At 59.0% G+C, this 14,446-nt stretch carries 14 protein-coding genes, 3 tRNA genes and 1 riboswitch; of the genes, 12 read left to right on the top strand and 5 right to left on the bottom strand.

Translation table 11 applies throughout. The features are described 5' to 3' along the window. The first annotated feature begins 27 nt into the window (after positions 1-27). The 3 genes from astB to astE are packed head-to-tail and all read left to right on the top strand — an operon-like array spanning position 28 to position 2,741. On the top strand, positions 28-1,374 hold the full coding sequence (gene astB, locus KVG85_RS00835) for an N-succinylarginine dihydrolase (RefSeq protein WP_217862745.1): 1,347 nt from the start codon (positions 28-30) through the stop codon (positions 1,372-1,374). Positions 1,375-1,430: 56 nt separating this feature from the next. Further along, positions 1,431-1,721: a hypothetical protein gene (locus KVG85_RS00840; protein ID WP_016773591.1), complete on the top strand. Its 291-nt coding sequence runs from the start codon at positions 1,431-1,433 to the stop codon at positions 1,719-1,721. A gap of 12 nt (positions 1,722-1,733) precedes the next feature. Next, positions 1,734-2,741, top strand: coding sequence for a succinylglutamate desuccinylase (gene astE, locus KVG85_RS00845; protein WP_217862746.1), 1,008 nt, complete (start codon positions 1,734-1,736; stop codon positions 2,739-2,741). A 160-nt stretch (positions 2,742-2,901) separates the two neighbouring features. Here the strand turns inward: astE and KVG85_RS00850 are convergent, their stop codons facing one another. Beyond that, a complete protein-coding gene (locus tag KVG85_RS00850) occupies positions 2,902-3,411 on the bottom strand; it encodes a 6,7-dimethyl-8-ribityllumazine synthase (RefSeq protein ID WP_217862747.1) in 510 nt (169 codons plus the stop codon). Between the two features lie 103 nt (positions 3,412-3,514). After that, a riboswitch (FMN riboswitch) is annotated at positions 3,515-3,686 on the bottom strand. A gap of 277 nt (positions 3,687-3,963) precedes the next feature. On the opposite strand from KVG85_RS00850, the gene ltaE reads away from it, so the two are divergent. The 7 genes from ltaE (at position 3,964) to KVG85_RS00885 (ending at position 9,924) form a co-directional block, all read left to right on the top strand. Beyond that, a complete protein-coding gene (gene ltaE, locus KVG85_RS00855) occupies positions 3,964-4,968 on the top strand; it encodes a low-specificity L-threonine aldolase (RefSeq protein WP_217862748.1) in 1,005 nt (334 codons plus the stop codon). Positions 4,969-5,114: 146 nt separating this feature from the next. Continuing rightward, complete coding sequence (gene alaS / locus KVG85_RS00860) at positions 5,115-7,730, top strand: alanine--tRNA ligase (RefSeq protein WP_217862749.1); 2,616 nt, start codon at positions 5,115-5,117, stop codon at positions 7,728-7,730. 90 nt (positions 7,731-7,820) lie between these two features. Continuing rightward, entirely contained in the window at positions 7,821-9,062 is a 1,242-nt protein-coding gene (locus KVG85_RS00865) for an aspartate kinase (protein ID WP_016773595.1), read from the top strand. Between the two features lie 187 nt (positions 9,063-9,249). Then, complete coding sequence (gene csrA, locus KVG85_RS00870) at positions 9,250-9,438, top strand: carbon storage regulator CsrA (protein ID WP_002554426.1); 189 nt, start codon at positions 9,250-9,252, stop codon at positions 9,436-9,438. A gap of 62 nt (positions 9,439-9,500) precedes the next feature. Further along, positions 9,501-9,591, top strand: a tRNA-Ser gene (locus tag KVG85_RS00875). A 107-nt stretch (positions 9,592-9,698) separates the two neighbouring features. After that, positions 9,699-9,775: transfer RNA gene (locus KVG85_RS00880), tRNA-Arg, on the top strand. Positions 9,776-9,847: 72 nt separating this feature from the next. Further along, positions 9,848-9,924, top strand: a tRNA-Arg gene (locus KVG85_RS00885). 19 nt (positions 9,925-9,943) lie between these two features. Here the strand turns inward: KVG85_RS00885 and KVG85_RS00890 are convergent. Further along, positions 9,944-10,456: a cell envelope protein SmpA gene (locus KVG85_RS00890; RefSeq protein WP_217862750.1), complete on the bottom strand. Its 513-nt coding sequence runs from the start codon at positions 10,454-10,456 to the stop codon at positions 9,944-9,946. A gap of 321 nt (positions 10,457-10,777) precedes the next feature. On the opposite strand from KVG85_RS00890, the gene mgtE reads away from it, so the two are divergent. Then, positions 10,778-12,220, top strand: coding sequence for a magnesium transporter (gene mgtE, locus KVG85_RS00895; RefSeq protein WP_016773597.1), 1,443 nt, complete (start codon positions 10,778-10,780; stop codon positions 12,218-12,220). Positions 12,221-12,476: 256 nt separating this feature from the next. Here mgtE and KVG85_RS00900 read toward each other — a convergent pair whose 3' ends face one another. Continuing rightward, positions 12,477-12,803: an Arc family DNA-binding protein gene (locus tag KVG85_RS00900; protein WP_003178899.1), complete on the bottom strand. Its 327-nt coding sequence runs from the start codon at positions 12,801-12,803 to the stop codon at positions 12,477-12,479. Between the two features lie 388 nt (positions 12,804-13,191). Between KVG85_RS00900 and phnN the strand changes: the two genes are divergently transcribed. Next, positions 13,192-13,761 (top strand): phosphonate metabolism protein/1,5-bisphosphokinase (PRPP-forming) PhnN, encoded by a 570-nt coding sequence (gene phnN, locus KVG85_RS00905; RefSeq protein ID WP_217862751.1) that lies wholly within the window; start codon positions 13,192-13,194, stop codon positions 13,759-13,761. Here phnN and KVG85_RS00910 read toward each other — a convergent pair. Then, positions 13,736-13,915, bottom strand: coding sequence for a PA3371 family protein (locus tag KVG85_RS00910; RefSeq protein ID WP_016773599.1), 180 nt, complete (start codon positions 13,913-13,915; stop codon positions 13,736-13,738). The two genes, phnN and KVG85_RS00910, sit on opposite strands and share 26 nt — an antisense overlap. A gap of 20 nt (positions 13,916-13,935) precedes the next feature. Further along, complete coding sequence (locus KVG85_RS00915) at positions 13,936-14,169, bottom strand: hypothetical protein (protein ID WP_217862752.1); 234 nt, start codon at positions 14,167-14,169, stop codon at positions 13,936-13,938. Positions 14,170-14,446 lie beyond the last annotated feature (277 nt).

The following is a 14,446-nucleotide window of genomic DNA, read 5'->3' on the forward strand; positions in this document are numbered from 1 at the left end:
ACAACAGATTCTCGTGGAGCCTCGCTGATGAAATCCTATGAAGTCAATTTTGACGGTCTAGTGGGGCCGACCCATAACTACGGTGGTCTGTCCTACGGCAACGTCGCCTCGCAGAGCAACAGTCAGCAATCCTCGAACCCGAAGGAAGCGGCGCTGCAAGGTCTGGCAAAAATGAAAGCGCTGATGGACATGGGCTTTCAGCAAGGCGTGCTGGCTCCGCAGGAACGTCCTGATGTGGCGGCGCTGCGTCGTCTGGGCTTCAGCGGTACTGACGCGCAAGTGATCGAGCGCGCCGCTAAAGAAGCGATGCCGCTGCTGGTCGCCAGTTGCTCGGCGTCGAGCATGTGGGTGGCCAACGCCGCCACGGTCAGCCCGAGTGCCGACACCGCCGACGGTCGCGTGCACTTCACCGCTGCCAACCTCAATTGCAAATACCACCGCAGCATCGAACACCCGACCACCAGCCGCGTGCTCGGCTCGATGTTCGCCAATCAACAGCACTTCGCCCATCACGCCGCTTTGCCGGCAGTGGCGCAGTTCGGGGACGAAGGCGCGGCGAACCACACGCGTTTCTGCCGTGAGTACGGCGAGGCGGGCGTCGAGTTTTTCGTGTTCGGCCGCAGTGCGTTCGACAACCGCTTCCCGGCGCCGCAGAAATACCCGGCGCGCCAGACCCTCGAAGCCTCGCAAGCCGTCGCGCGTCTGCACGGTCTGCGTGACGAAGGCGTGGTCTACGCGCAGCAAAACCCCAACGTCATCGATCAGGGCGTGTTCCATAACGACGTGATCGCTGTGGGCAACGGTGAAGTGCTGTTCTATCACGAGGACGCGTTCCTCGAGACCGACAAGATGCTCGCCGAGCTGCAAGGCAAACTGGCCAAGGTCGGCGGCAACTTCCAGTCCGTTTGCGTGCCGCGTTCGGCGGTCAGCGTCGATGACGCGGTGCGTTCGTACCTGTTCAACAGCCAGTTGCTCTCGCGTCCTGACGGTTCGATGCTGCTGATCGTGCCGCAGGAATGCCAGGCGAACGAACGCGTCTGGGCTTATCTGCAAAGCCTGACCAGTTCCGGCGGGCTGATCCGCGAAGTGAAGGTCTTCGATCTCAAGCAAAGCATGCAGAACGGCGGTGGCCCGGCGTGCCTGCGTCTGCGCGTGGCGCTGAATGAAAGCGAACTGGCGGCGGTCAACCCAGGCGTTATCATGACGGCCCCGTTGTACGGTTCGTTGACCGCATGGGTTGAAAAGCACTACCGCGACCGCCTGAGCGAAACCGATCTGGCGGACCCGCAGTTGCTGCTTGAATGCCGGACGGCACTGGATGAACTGACGCAAATCCTTAAACTGGGCGCGGTTTATCCCTTCCAGATCAATTGATCGCCGGCGCGCTGCCTGAACGCGGCGCGCGGCGTGTCACCCAAGAGAGTAAAAACATGAGCGATTCCCTGCAGCTGATCCTTGAAGACACCGACGGCACGCAATTGCAAACCTCGTGCACCCGCGTTGCGGTCATGTGGCAAGGCAAAGAGCTGTGGATCCAGCAGGACGGCCGTGGCCAGCTGCTGATCGGCGTCGACGTCGAGGAAGGTGACGAAGAGTACGCCAACCTGCTGCTGCGCCCATTGGCGACTAATCTGGTAAGTCTGCAACTGGAAATGGAACCGGCTGACCTCGGCGCTGACGAGGATCACGTACACGGCCCGGATTGCAACCACGACCACTAAGGAAACCGCTCTATGCTCGCCCTCGGCAAACTGCTTGAACTGACCCTCGCCGGCCGCGAACCGGCGGAGAAGACTCAACTGACTGTCGAAGGCGTGCGCATGCGCTGGTTGAGCGAAGGGGCGCTGGAAGTGCGGCCCCCGGAAGCGCGCGACAATGGCCTGGACCTGCTGCTGTCGGCAGGCATCCATGGCAACGAAACGGCACCGATCGAGTTGCTTGATCGGCTGCTGCACGACATCGCACGCGGCGATCTCAAGCCGCGCGCACGCATTCTGTTCCTGTTCGGCAACCCGGAAGCGATTCGCAAGGGCGAGCGTTTCGTCGAGCAGGACGTCAATCGGCTGTTCAACGGCCGCCACGAACAAAGCAGCGGCTCGGAAGCGTTGCGCGCCTGTGAGCTGGAACGGCTGGCGGCGAGTTTCTTCAGCAAGCCCGAGCGCGACCGTCTGCACTACGACCTGCACACCGCGATTCGTGGGTCGAAGATCGAACAGTTCGCCTTGTACCCGTGGAAGGAAGGGCGCCAGCATTCCCGTCGCGAACTGGCGCGCCTGCGCGCCGCCGGCATGGAAGCAGTGCTGTTGCAGAACAAGCCATCGATCGTCTTCAGCTCGTACACCTACGACAAACTCGACGCCGAGGCTTTCACCCTGGAACTGGGCAAGGCGCGGCCGTTCGGGCAGAACGATGGCGTCAACGTCTCTCTGCTGGAAACTCGTCTGAAGCAGATCATCGAAGGCACTGAGCCGGAGACAGAAGAAGGGCTGGACGGTTTGCAGCTGTTCAGCGTGGCGCGGGAAATTATCAAGCACAGCGATGCGTTCCGCCTGAATCTGCCGTCGGATATCGAGAACTTTTCCGAGCTGGAACCGGGTTATGTGCTGGCCGAAGACCTGGCCAATACCCGCTGGGTGATCGAAGAGCAGGGCGCGCGGATCATCTTCCCCAACCCCAAGGTCAAGAACGGCTTGCGCGCCGGCATCCTGATCGTCCCGGCCACTGACGAAAACCTCGGCTGACGCAATCTGGCGGCTGGAGCAAATCCCTGTGGGAGCGAGCCTGCTCGCGAATGCTGACTGCCAGCCAAAATGATGGTGGCTGACACACCGCATTCGCGAGCAGGCTCGCTCCCACATTTAAATTCGGGTGGGGCTTGAGTCCCCACCCAGCCGGGTGGAATCAGACAGCTACCGCTCGCTGCTCCGTACGGCGCAGTGCGCGAATCTTCTGCAACGTATCCGCGCAAGTCCGCGCCGCTTCCTGACCCTTGTGCACAAAGTGCTCGAAGAAGAACTTCTGGTGCTCTTCGCCCGAATGGAAGTGGTGCGGGGTCAGCGACACCGAGAACACCGGCACTTCGGTTTCCAGCTGCACCTGCATCAGGCCGCTGACCACCGATTGCGCAACGAACTCGTGGCGATAAATGCCGCCGTCCACCACCAGGGCGGCGGCGACGATGCCGGCGTAACGGCCGGACTTGGCCAGCAGCTTGGCGTGCAGCGGCATCTCAAAAGCGCCGCCGACTTCGAAGAAATCGATGTCCGATTCCTGATAACCCTGCACCAGCATTTCAGCGACGAAGCCTTTGCGGCTCTGGTCGACGATTTCCTTGTGCCAGCAGGCCTGGATGAACGCGACGCGCTCGCCCTGTGGGTGTTTGCTTTTGCTGTCGATTGCGGTGGGTTGCATGTTCTGACTCCTGTTTGTGTGAAAAACAGGGCGTTATGAATCGAAAGGGATGCAAGGGTGCGAACGCAGGCACGGATGCACGCGGACGGCCCTTTGGCGTCGATCCCGTTCTCTCTTCATCCGGACTATGACCGTCGGCCCCGGGATCACACCGGGTCTGCTGACCTTGCCGACGCACCCGACTCAAGTCGTGTGCGGCGCCAAGCGCTCGCGGGCTATGCGCATTGCGCGCAATTACCGCCGGTGGGGAATTGCACCCCGCCCTGAGAACGTTTGTGCCGCCCATAGGCGGGCGGCGGCAAGTTTGTAACACATATTTCCCGGCCATGCACAGGACACTGTGGGAGCGAGCCTGCTCGCGAATGCGGCTTCACATTCAACGAATATGTTGCCTGTTACTTCGCTTTCGCGAGCAGGCTCGCTCCCACATGGGCTTTGTCTGCTCGAGGAAGAATGGGATTTTTCCTCGGTCGAGGGTTGATTAATCTGCGCGATGACCGCAGTAATTCCACTTCACAAAGGGATTTCCCCATCTGACCAGAGGCCAGGTTCATGAGCGTTATCGATCTTCGCAGCGACACCGTCACCCAACCGACTCCCGCCATGCTCGAAGCGATGACCGCAGCCGATACCGGCGACGATGTGTATGGCGAAGATCCGACGGTCAATCGCCTCGAGGCCGAACTGGCCAAGCGCCTGGGTTTTGCCGCTGCGCTGTTCGTGCCGACCGGGACCATGAGCAACCTGCTCGGCCTGATGGCGCACTGCGAGCGTGGCGACGAATACATTGTCGGTCAGCAGGCGCACACCTATAAGTACGAAGGTGGCGGGGCGGCGGTGCTCGGTTCGATTCAGCCGCAGCCGCTGGAGGTGCAGGCTGACGGTTCACTGGATCTGGATCAGGTTGCGGCCGCGATTAAACCGGACGATTTCCATTTCGCCCGCACGCGTTTGCTGGCGCTGGAAAACACCATGCAGGGCAAAGTGCTGCCACTGGAATATCTGGCGCGCGCCCGACGCTTTACTCAGGAACACCGCCTGCAATTGCACCTGGACGGCGCGCGGCTGTACAACGCGGCGGTCGAGCTTGGCGTCGATGCCCGGGAGATCACCCAGCATTTCGATTCGGTGTCGGTGTGCCTGTCCAAAGGCCTCGGCGCGCCGGTCGGCTCGGTGCTGTGCGGCTCCGAGCAACTGATCGGCAAGGCGCGGCGTCTGCGCAAAATGGTCGGTGGCGGCATGCGTCAGGCCGGGTTGCTCGCGGCGGCTGGCCTGTACGCGCTGGATCATCACGTCGAACGGCTGGCGGATGACCATGCCAATGCGCAGTTGCTCGCCGAGGGTCTGCGTGAGGCCGGTTTCGTCGTCGAGCCCGTGCAAACCAACATGGTCTATGTGCAAATGGGCGACAAGGCCGCAGCACTCAAGGACTTTGCCGGCGAACGCGGGATCAGGCTCAGCGCCGCTGCGCGCTTGCGCATGGTCACGCACATGGACGTCAGCCGCGCGCAAATCGAACAAGTGATCGCGACATTCGTCGAGTTTTCACGCAAGTGACAGCGTCAGCCGTCCAATTGACCGTTTCTATCGTATAAACACGCTGTACCCCGCGCGCAGGGCCGATATAATGCGGCCCTTTGCCGTCGCTTCGTCTCATGACGTTTCGAACAGGCCTTTGGCCGCAGCCTCCGTGGAAGAACCTAATGAAAAGCGCAGAAATCCGTGAAGCCTTCCTTCGCTTCTTCGAAGAGCAAGGCCACACCCGTGTAGCCTCCAGCTCTTTGATTCCGGGCAACGACCCAACCCTGCTGTTCACCAACGCGGGGATGAACCAGTTCAAGGACTGCTTCCTGGGCCAGGAAAAACGTGCGTACACCCGTGCCACCAGCAGCCAGAAATGCGTGCGCGCCGGCGGCAAGAACAGTGACCTGGAAAACGTCGGTTATACCGCGCGTCACCACACGTTCTTCGAAATGCTCGGTAACTTCAGCTTCGGCGACTACTTCAAGCACGACGCGATCACCTTCGCCTGGACCTTCCTCACTGGCGTGCTGAAGCTGCCGAAGGAAAAGCTCTGGGTCACCGTCTACGCCACCGACGACGAAGCGTATGACATCTGGACACAGAAAATCGGTGTGCCAGCCGAGCGCATGATCCGCATCGGCGACAACAAGGGCGCGCCGTACGCCTCCGACAACTTCTGGACCATGGGCGATACCGGCCCGTGCGGCCCGTGCACCGAGATTTTCTACGACCACGGCGAGCACATCTGGGGCGGCCCGCCGGGCTCGCCGGAAGAAGATGGCGATCGCTACATCGAGATCTGGAACAACGTGTTCATGCAGTTCAACCGCACCGCCGATGGCGTGTTGCATCCATTGCCAGCGCCGTCGGTGGACACCGGCATGGGCCTGGAGCGGATCAGTGCGGTGATGCAGCACGTCAACTCCAACTACGACATCGACCTTTTCAAGAACCTGCTCAAGGCTTCGGCTGAAGCGATCGGCTGCGAAAACGGCGATCAGTCGTCGCTCAAAGTCGTCTCCGACCACATTCGTTCCTGCGGTTTCCTGATTGCCGATGGCGTGCTGCCGTCCAACGAAGGTCGCGGTTACGTGCTGCGCCGGATCATCCGCCGCGCCTGCCGTCACGGCAACAAGCTCGGCGCCACCGGCAGCTTCTTCTACAAGATCGTCGCGGCGCTGGTTGCCGAGATGGGTGAAGCCTTCCCGGAACTGAAGAAGCAGCAAAGCAATATCGAGCGCGTGCTCAAGGCTGAAGAAGAGCAGTTCTCCAAGACCCTGGAGCACGGCCTGAAAATCCTCGAGCAGGATCTGGCCGAGCTCAAAGGCACCGTGGTGCCAGGCGACGTGGTGTTCAAACTCTACGACACCTACGGTTTCCCGATGGACCTGACCGCCGACATCGCACGCGAGCGCGGCCTGACCGTCGACGAAGCCGGCTTCGAGCGCGAGATGGAAGCGCAGCGTGTTCGCGCGCGTTCGGCCAGCTCGTTCGGTCTGGACTACAACACCCTGGTCAAGGTCGACGTGGCCACCGAGTTCACCGGTTACGCCGCCACCAGCGGCTCGGCGAAAATCGTTGCCATCTATAAGGATGGCCAGTCGGTCGACGTGCTGAGCGAAGGTCAGGAAGGTGTGATCGTGCTCAACCAGACGCCGTTCTACGCCGAATCCGGTGGCCAGATCGGCGACTGCGGTTTCATTCAGGCCGGCAGTAGCCGCTTCGACGTGCGCGATACCACCAAGACCGGCGGCGCATTCCTGCACCACGGTGTGCTGGCCGCGGGCAGCCTGACCATTGGCGCGCCGGTGGAAACCCACGTCGACGCCGAAGTGCGTCACGCTACCGCGCTGAACCACTCGGCCACTCACTTGCTGCACGCCGCGCTGCGTCAGGTGCTCGGTGAGCATGTGCAGCAGAAAGGTTCGTTGGTCGACAGTCAGCGCCTGCGTTTCGACTTCAGCCACTTCGAAGCGATCAAGCCAGAACAGATCAAGCAGCTGGAAGACATCGTCAACGCCGAGATTCGCAAGAACTCCGCCGTTGAAACCGAAGAAACCGACATCGAAACCGCGAAGAACAAAGGCGCCATGGCGCTGTTCGGCGAGAAGTACGGCGACAGCGTGCGCGTCCTGAGCATGGGCGACTTCTCGGTTGAACTGTGCGGCGGTATCCACGCCAACCGTACCGGCGACATCGGCCTGCTGAAAATCATCAGCGAAGGCGGTGTGGCATCGGGCGTGCGTCGTATCGAGGCGGTCACTGGTGCTGCGGCGCTGGCCTACTTGAATGCGGCGGAAGAACAACTCAAGGAAGCGGCCAGCCTGGTCAAGGGCAGCCGCGACAACCTGATCGACAAGCTCTCGGCGGTACTGGAGCGCAACCGTCTGCTGGAGAAACAACTCGAGCAGTTGCAGGCCAAGGCAGCCAGCGCGGCGGGCGACGATCTGTCGGCCTCGGCGGTGGACGTCAAGGATGTGAAGGTGCTGGCCGCCCGTCTGGACGGTCAGGATGGCAAGGCGCTGCTGGCGCTGGTCGATCAGTTGAAAAACAAACTCGGCCGCGCAGTGATCCTGCTCGGCGGTGTCCATGAGGAAAAGGTCGTACTGGTTGCAGGCGTAACCAAGGACCTGACTGGCCAACTCAAAGCCGGTGATTTGATGAAACAGGCTGCTGCGGCAGTGGGCGGGAAGGGCGGTGGTCGTCCGGACATGGCGCAGGGCGGCGGTGTCGATGCCGCTGCGCTGGACGGCGCACTGGCGCTGACCGTTCCATTCGTCGAGCAGGCTTTATAAGACGGCTCGCCGGGCCCGCAGTCTAGTGGCGGGCCTGGCGACTGTTCGAAAGATTATTGGGCGCCCTTCATGGGCAGAGGCGGCTTTGAAATGGCTTTGATCGTACAGAAATTTGGAGGCACCTCGGTCGGCACTGTCGAGAGAATCGAGCAGGTCGCCGACAAGGTTAAGAAATTCCGCGATGCCGGCGATGACCTGGTGGTTGTGCTGTCTGCAATGAGCGGCGAAACCAACCGTCTGATCGATCTGGCCAAGCAAATCAGTGGCGAGGCACAACCGGTTCCGCGCGAGCTGGACGTGATCGTGTCCACCGGTGAGCAGGTGACGATTGCCCTGTTGGCCATGGCGCTGATCAAGCGCGGTGTGCCGGCGGTGTCGTACACCGGCAATCAGGTACGGATCCTGACTGACAGTGCGCACAATAAAGCGCGTATCTTGCAGATTGATGACCAGAAGATTCGCGGTGATCTGAAGGCTGGCCGTGTGGTGGTTGTCGCCGGTTTCCAGGGCGTCGACGAGCACGGCAACATCACCACCCTCGGTCGCGGCGGTTCCGATACCACCGGCGTGGCACTGGCGGCGGCCTTGAAGGCGGATGAATGCCAGATCTACACCGACGTCGACGGTGTCTACACCACCGACCCGCGTGTGGTGCCGGTCGCTCAGCGTCTGGACAAGATCACCTTCGAAGAGATGCTGGAAATGGCCAGCCTCGGTTCCAAGGTGCTGCAGATCCGTGCGGTGGAATTCGCCGGCAAGTACAACGTTCCGCTGCGCGTACTGCACAGCTTCAAGGAGGGTCCGGGCACCCTCATTACTATTGATGAAGAGGAAACCATGGAACAGCCGATCATTTCCGGCATCGCTTTCAACCGCGATGAAGCCAAGCTGACCATCCGTGGCGTGCCAGACACCCCGGGCGTGGCGTTCAAGATTCTTGGCCCGATCAGTGCCGCGAACATTGAAGTCGACATGATCGTGCAGAACGTCGCGCACGATAACACCACCGACTTCACCTTCACCGTGCACCGCAACGACTACCAGGCCGCACAGACCGTGCTGGAAAACACCGCTCGCGAGATCGGTGCCCGTGAAGTGGTTGGCGACACCAAGATCGCCAAGGTCTCGATCGTCGGCGTCGGCATGCGTTCCCACGCAGGCGTGGCCAGCCGCATGTTCGAATCCCTGGCGAAAGAAAGCATCAACATCCAGATGATCTCGACTTCGGAAATCAAGGTGTCCGTAGTGATCGAAGAGAAATACCTGGAACTGGCCGTGCGCGCGCTGCACACGGCTTTCGAACTGGATGCTCCGGCCCGTCAGGGCGAGTAATCCGCTTCTGTGAAGGGCGCGGTCTGACCGCGCCCTTTATTTTTGAATGGCGCGAGCCCCGGAACTGTTCTTTTGCTCGCGCTGGTCAATACTCAGGCATGTAGGGCTACGATCGCTGCGGTTGTAGGTCGGGTGCCTTTTTTTTGCAGACTGTTGTCCCTGAAATGAATGGCGTAAGGAGAAAGGTATGCTGATTCTGACTCGTCGGTGCGCGGAAAGCCTGATTATCGGTGACGGCGAAATCACCGTGACCGTGCTCGGCGTCAAAGGAAACCAGGTGCGTATCGGCGTCAACGCTCCGAAAGAGGTTGCGGTGCACCGTGAGGAAATTTACCTGCGTATAAAGAAAGAGAAGGACGAAGAACCAAGCCATTAATTTTTATCGATTTTTATGTTTGCAAACGGGGAAGAAGCTGGTTAATATACGCCCCGTGTTGCGGAGAGCTGGCCGAGTGGCCGAAGGCGCTCCCCTGCTAAGGGAGTACACCTCAAAAGGGTGTCGGGGGTTCGAATCCCCCGTTCTCCGCCATTATTTGCTTAGTACGTCGTAATCTGGCTTCTTCTGTAAGTTGTTGAAATTACTAGAAAAAGTGTTTGACATAGAGATTAGACGGCCTATAATGCGCGGCAACAAATGCACTCGTAGCTCAGCTGGATAGAGTACTCGGCTACGAACCGAGCGGTCACAGGTTCGAATCCTGTCGAGTGCACCATTTAAGAGTTATTTGCTGTAAGGTGAGTAACTCGGCTTCAGCCAGTTGTGGTCTGGTTTAAAAACACAAAATGCACTCGTAGCTCAGCTGGATAGAGTACTCGGCTACGAACCGAGCGGTCACAGGTTCGAATCCTGTCGAGTGCACCATATACCAAAAAGCCCGCGTTTAACGCGGGCTTTTTGCTGTCCGGGATTTGGCTTTTCCCTTCACGCAGCCTCGTTCATCAAAATCAATTTGAGCACTGCGGCCTCGCTTGAGGTCGTAACGATAGCTCGTTGTCGATGTGCGCGTGTTGATCTTGTCGGGCTTGCCCAGTGCGCTTTCGACGTCCCGCTGGCTCATGCCGGCAATCACTCGCCGATTGATGATCGCTTCGCGCCGCTGCCTGTTATCGATCAGGTTTCCACATTTGTGTTCGGTGCCGCCGACGATGCCCGGTTCGCGTCCACTGTCTTTCATGCCGGTCACAGCTTCGTGATTGAACTCCGGCATGATTGCGACCCAGCCAGGTGAGTAGGGATGAACCTCCTGAATTGAGAGCTGCTCCCCGGTTGCGCAGCTCATCGATGTGAATGTGACGCTGCCGTCACCGGCCTGGCAACGATGAAGTGTGGTGGCGTTGGCAGGCGTGGTGTGGAGCAGGGCGGTCAGTAGATATAGCGCGGGTTTTGCCGGCATTCGATGTCCTCCATGACGATCTAAGCTCAAGGGTAGTCGCTGCTTTTTGCATTGCCGGTGTGTTTTCTTTTCAAGATGAGTCGTCGCATCTGCACGGGTCAGGCAGGTGCTCAGGTTTGTTTCGCAAGCGCTTGTTTCAGCCGTGATTTTTTCAACGTTTTAAACCGTCAGGCGTGTATCATTGCGCCCGTCAGCCCCGCCGGGGCTTATGGAAAACCTCCATGGACTTACCCAGTAGTTGTTCAGTAAACCGTTTCACCAATCATGAATTGACTGATTGATCCTTCCGGCGTGCCCCGCTGCTGGGAGTGGAGTTCGCCTATGTCCGAAATCGAAGTAAAGAAAACACAGGAAAGCCTTCAGGACCGCCTGGCTCAGGTCGTCGAGTTGCTGCAGCGCCAACGTGTCGTTGAAGACCTGACTCATCGCCAGGAAGGTCCGCACCACGACCGCGTGGAAAACCTGGTTCACCGGCAAAACCTCGTCGAGCTGCAACGCAAGCTCGATGATCTGCACTCCGCCGACGTCGCCTACATTCTCGAAGCCTTGCCGCTGGACGATCGTCTGACGCTCTGGCAACTGGTCAAGGCCGATCGCGACGGCGACATTCTTCTTGAAGTATCCGATTCCGTCCGTGAAACGCTGATCGCCGACATGGACGATCACGAGCTCCTGGCTGCGGCCAAGGACATGGACGCCGACGAACTCGCTGACCTGGCCTCCGAGCTGCCGCGAGACGTTGTCCATGAGCTGATGGAGAGTCTGGATAACCAGCAGCGCGAACGCGTGCGCTCGGCCCTGTCCTATGACGAGGATCAGGTCGGTGCGCTGATGGACTTCGAGATGGTGACGATCCGTGAGGACGTCAGCCTTGAAGTGGTTCTGCGTTATCTGCGTCGCCTCAAAGAGCTTCCTGGTCACACCGACAAACTGTTCGTGGTCGATTACGACGGTGTGCTCAAGGGCGTGCTGCCGATCAAGCGTCTGCTGGTCAACGATCCGGAGAAGCAGGTCGCCGAAGTCATGGCCAGCGATCCGGTGAGTTTCCACCCGGACGAAGACGCCTACGACGCCGCTCAGGCATTCGAGCGTTACGACTTGATCTCGGCGCCGGTGGTCGACAAGAACGGCAAACTGATCGGCCGTCTGACCATCGACGAAATGGTCGACCTGATCCGTGAGGAAAGCGAAAGCGAAGTCCTCAACATGGCCGGTCTGCGCGAAGAGGAAGATATTTTCGCCTCGGTGTGGAAATCCCTGCGTAACCGTTGGGCGTGGCTGGCGGTGAACCTGATCACTGCATTTGTTGCATCGCGGGTGATCGGTCTGTTCGAAGGTTCGATCGAGAAGCTCGTGGCACTGGCGGCGCTGATGCCGATCGTGGCGGGTATCGGTGGCAACTCCGGTAACCAGACCATCACCATGATCGTGCGCGCCATGGCGCTGGATCAGGTCAGCACCGGCAACACCTCGCGCTTGATGCGCAAAGAGCTGGCGGTCGGTTTGATCAACGGTCTGGTCTGGGGCGGGGTGATCGGTGTGGTCGCGTACATGCTCTACGGCAGTTGGTCACTCGGCGTGGTCATGACGGCGGCGATGACGCTCAATCTGTTGCTGGCGGCGTTGATGGGCGTGTTGATCCCGATGACGCTGGCGAAAATGGGCCGCGATCCGGCGATGGGCGCCAGTGTGATGATCACGGCAATGACCGACAGCGGTGGCTTCTTCATCTTCCTCGGATTGGCAACAATCTTCCTGCTCTGACCTTGTGCAATGAAAAGCCCGTCAAATTGACGGGTTTTTTTGTGCCTGCCAAACAGATATGAGCGCAAGTACAAGTAACCGTGGCGAGGGGATTTATCCCCGCTGGACTGCGCAGCAGTCCCATTGTTTTTGGGGCTGGCATGCAGCCCAGCGGGGATAAATCCCCTCGCCACACTCAATTGCCAAGCGGCCATCTGTCATATTGCGGGCAAAAAAAAGCCAGCAATCATGCTGGCTTCAATATGTTCGGTATAACTCAGGACGCGTCTGCGGCCATTTCTGCGTCGTGTGCGATCAGCGACACCAGGGCGTTCTGCTGACGGTGCGACAGCTGACGGAAGCGTTGCAACAGCTCGCGCTCGTGCAGCGACAGCTCCGGGCTGTCCAGGCGCATGCTCAGCTCTTCGCCCAGTGCGCCTTCCTGAATAAGACTCTGCTCAAGGCGCGCAATGATCTCGGAGTTCATGCTGCGATGATGATTGCGAGCCACCTCGGCAATGCGTTCACGCATTCCGTCTGGCAGACGTACGACAAACTTGTCAGCCGTACGGCTGGAATAAATTGCCTGTTTCAATGGGCGCATATATTTAACCGGTTAGTTCAGGGGAGCGGTTCTCGGGATTGGCCGCAGGATGTGTGGTAGGACAAGCATCCGGACCAATTGGTTCAACCTGAATTGTTAAGAGGCCGGCATCATGCCTCAAAATTGCCAGATCATTGGCGTCAATTCTGTGACAAATATTGCGCCGGGTAAAGGCGTAATGCCAGCACCAGTTGTCAGAAATGCGGACTGGTTGGAAAACTTTCCATCCTTCCATATCGCTGCCCGTTTTCGCATGCACATCTGTTGATGTCCGAAGACCTCAGAACGTGCATGCTATGCGGCTCGCTATTCTTGATCCCTATGTGTACAGGATAGTGGCAATTTGCCGATTTACTAGAGGCAGGACCCGTCGGAGGGCGTTTACAGGATGGATGGCAAGCTTTTTTACCTGATGGGGCCGTCCGGTTCGGGCAAGGACAGCCTGATCGATGCATCGCGTGAGCCACTGCGGGCGTTGAACTGTGAAGTAATGCGCCGGGTGATTACCCGCTCGGCGGAGTCCGTCGGCGAAGATGCAATTGGCGTGACGCCTGAAGAATTCGAACGGCGACAGCACGCCGGCGCGTTTTCCCTGGCCTGGCAAGCCAACGGCCTCTCCTACGGCATTCCAAGGGAAATGGATGAATGGTTGCAAGCGGGCCGGCACGTACTGGTTAACGGGTCAAGAGCGAACCTGCGTCAAGCAATGGAGAAGTATCCAACGCTGGTGCCGATTCTGCTGACAGTCAACGATGAGGTCCTGCGCAAGCGCTTGCTCAGCCGTGGTCGGGAGAACCCTGAGCAAATCGATGCGAGGCTGGCTCGCAATGCTTTGTTCAAAGACCGAAGATCCAGCGACAGCCCCGTTCATCAGATCGACAACTCTGTTGACCTTGCTACCGCGGTCTCTTCGTTACTGGAATTGGTTCGGCTCAACGCAGAACCGGATCGAACTTGATCTTGCGCCCTGCAATCAGCGCCAGCACAAACAGCACCGCAAACACGCCACAGCCAACCAGAGGCAAGGTGACTTCCGTCTCCTCGAACAGCGCCAGATGGGTAACGCCACTCAGTAAAGCGAGGATGAGAAATCCTGTCGCCGATTTGGACATGTTGTACTCCTGAAGATATTTCAAAAAACCAGACGTTCAGTGGTTCGCGCCGAAGCTTGCTCAGGCTCGCTGACCATTTGCGTAGAAGCGTCGCTGCGATCACTCAACACTGCCCACTGCGGCGCTTTCTGCACCTGCAGGTAATGCGGCATGCGCTGCGCCACTGGTTGCTCAATGTCAGCTTTCGGAAAAAAATGCGATCCGAGCAAGAAAGCCAATGCCGCTGCGTTTGCAAGCAAGAGGGTGCTGTTCATGGCACGACGCTCCAAATTGTTCTTTTTGATAGAACAGGCATAGCAGTCGCCGTGCCAACAGTGTAACGGCTGATAAGTCCTTTAAAAACAAGGGTTTGGTAAGGTTTTTAGGAGTGCGGTGATTGCAATCTGCAATGAGCGCATTTTCGGGTAGTGCAAATTGCCCGGTAAAAGTTCCCGCAATCTTCCAGGGCGCTTGCCTACACTTAAAAAGCCCTACGGACGACATGACAAAACAGGGGCTGGCCGTTAACATGCACGCCGTCTGTCGCGCCGC

The organism is Pseudomonas triticicola (assembly GCF_019145375.1).
GTDB lineage: Bacteria > Pseudomonadota > Gammaproteobacteria > Pseudomonadales > Pseudomonadaceae > Aquipseudomonas > Aquipseudomonas triticicola.

Bases quoted from the DNA above. Each gene is read 5' to 3' on its own strand.
- KVG85_RS00890 (WP_217862750.1), bottom strand. From the start codon at position 10,456: ATGCCGGCAAAACCCGCGCTATATCTACTGACCGCCCTGCTCCACACC.
- phnN (WP_217862751.1), top strand. From the start codon at position 13,192: ATGGATGGCAAGCTTTTTTACCTGATGGGGCCGTCCGGTTCGGGCAAG.
- astB (WP_217862745.1), top strand. From the start codon at position 28: ATGAAATCCTATGAAGTCAATTTTGACGGTCTAGTGGGGCCGACCCAT.
- astE (WP_217862746.1), top strand. From the start codon at position 1,734: ATGCTCGCCCTCGGCAAACTGCTTGAACTGACCCTCGCCGGCCGCGAA.
- KVG85_RS00840 (WP_016773591.1), top strand. From the start codon at position 1,431: ATGAGCGATTCCCTGCAGCTGATCCTTGAAGACACCGACGGCACGCAA.
- KVG85_RS00910 (WP_016773599.1), bottom strand. From the start codon at position 13,915: ATGTCCAAATCGGCGACAGGATTTCTCATCCTCGCTTTACTGAGTGGC.
- KVG85_RS00915 (WP_217862752.1), bottom strand. From the start codon at position 14,169: ATGAACAGCACCCTCTTGCTTGCAAACGCAGCGGCATTGGCTTTCTTG.
- KVG85_RS00850 (WP_217862747.1), bottom strand. From the start codon at position 3,411: ATGCAACCCACCGCAATCGACAGCAAAAGCAAACACCCACAGGGCGAG.
- csrA (WP_002554426.1), top strand. From the start codon at position 9,250: ATGCTGATTCTGACTCGTCGGTGCGCGGAAAGCCTGATTATCGGTGAC.
- ltaE (WP_217862748.1), top strand. From the start codon at position 3,964: ATGAGCGTTATCGATCTTCGCAGCGACACCGTCACCCAACCGACTCCC.
- KVG85_RS00865 (WP_016773595.1), top strand. From the start codon at position 7,821: ATGGCTTTGATCGTACAGAAATTTGGAGGCACCTCGGTCGGCACTGTC.
- KVG85_RS00900 (WP_003178899.1), bottom strand. From the start codon at position 12,803: ATGCGCCCATTGAAACAGGCAATTTATTCCAGCCGTACGGCTGACAAG.
- alaS (WP_217862749.1), top strand. From the start codon at position 5,115: ATGAAAAGCGCAGAAATCCGTGAAGCCTTCCTTCGCTTCTTCGAAGAG.
- mgtE (WP_016773597.1), top strand. From the start codon at position 10,778: ATGTCCGAAATCGAAGTAAAGAAAACACAGGAAAGCCTTCAGGACCGC.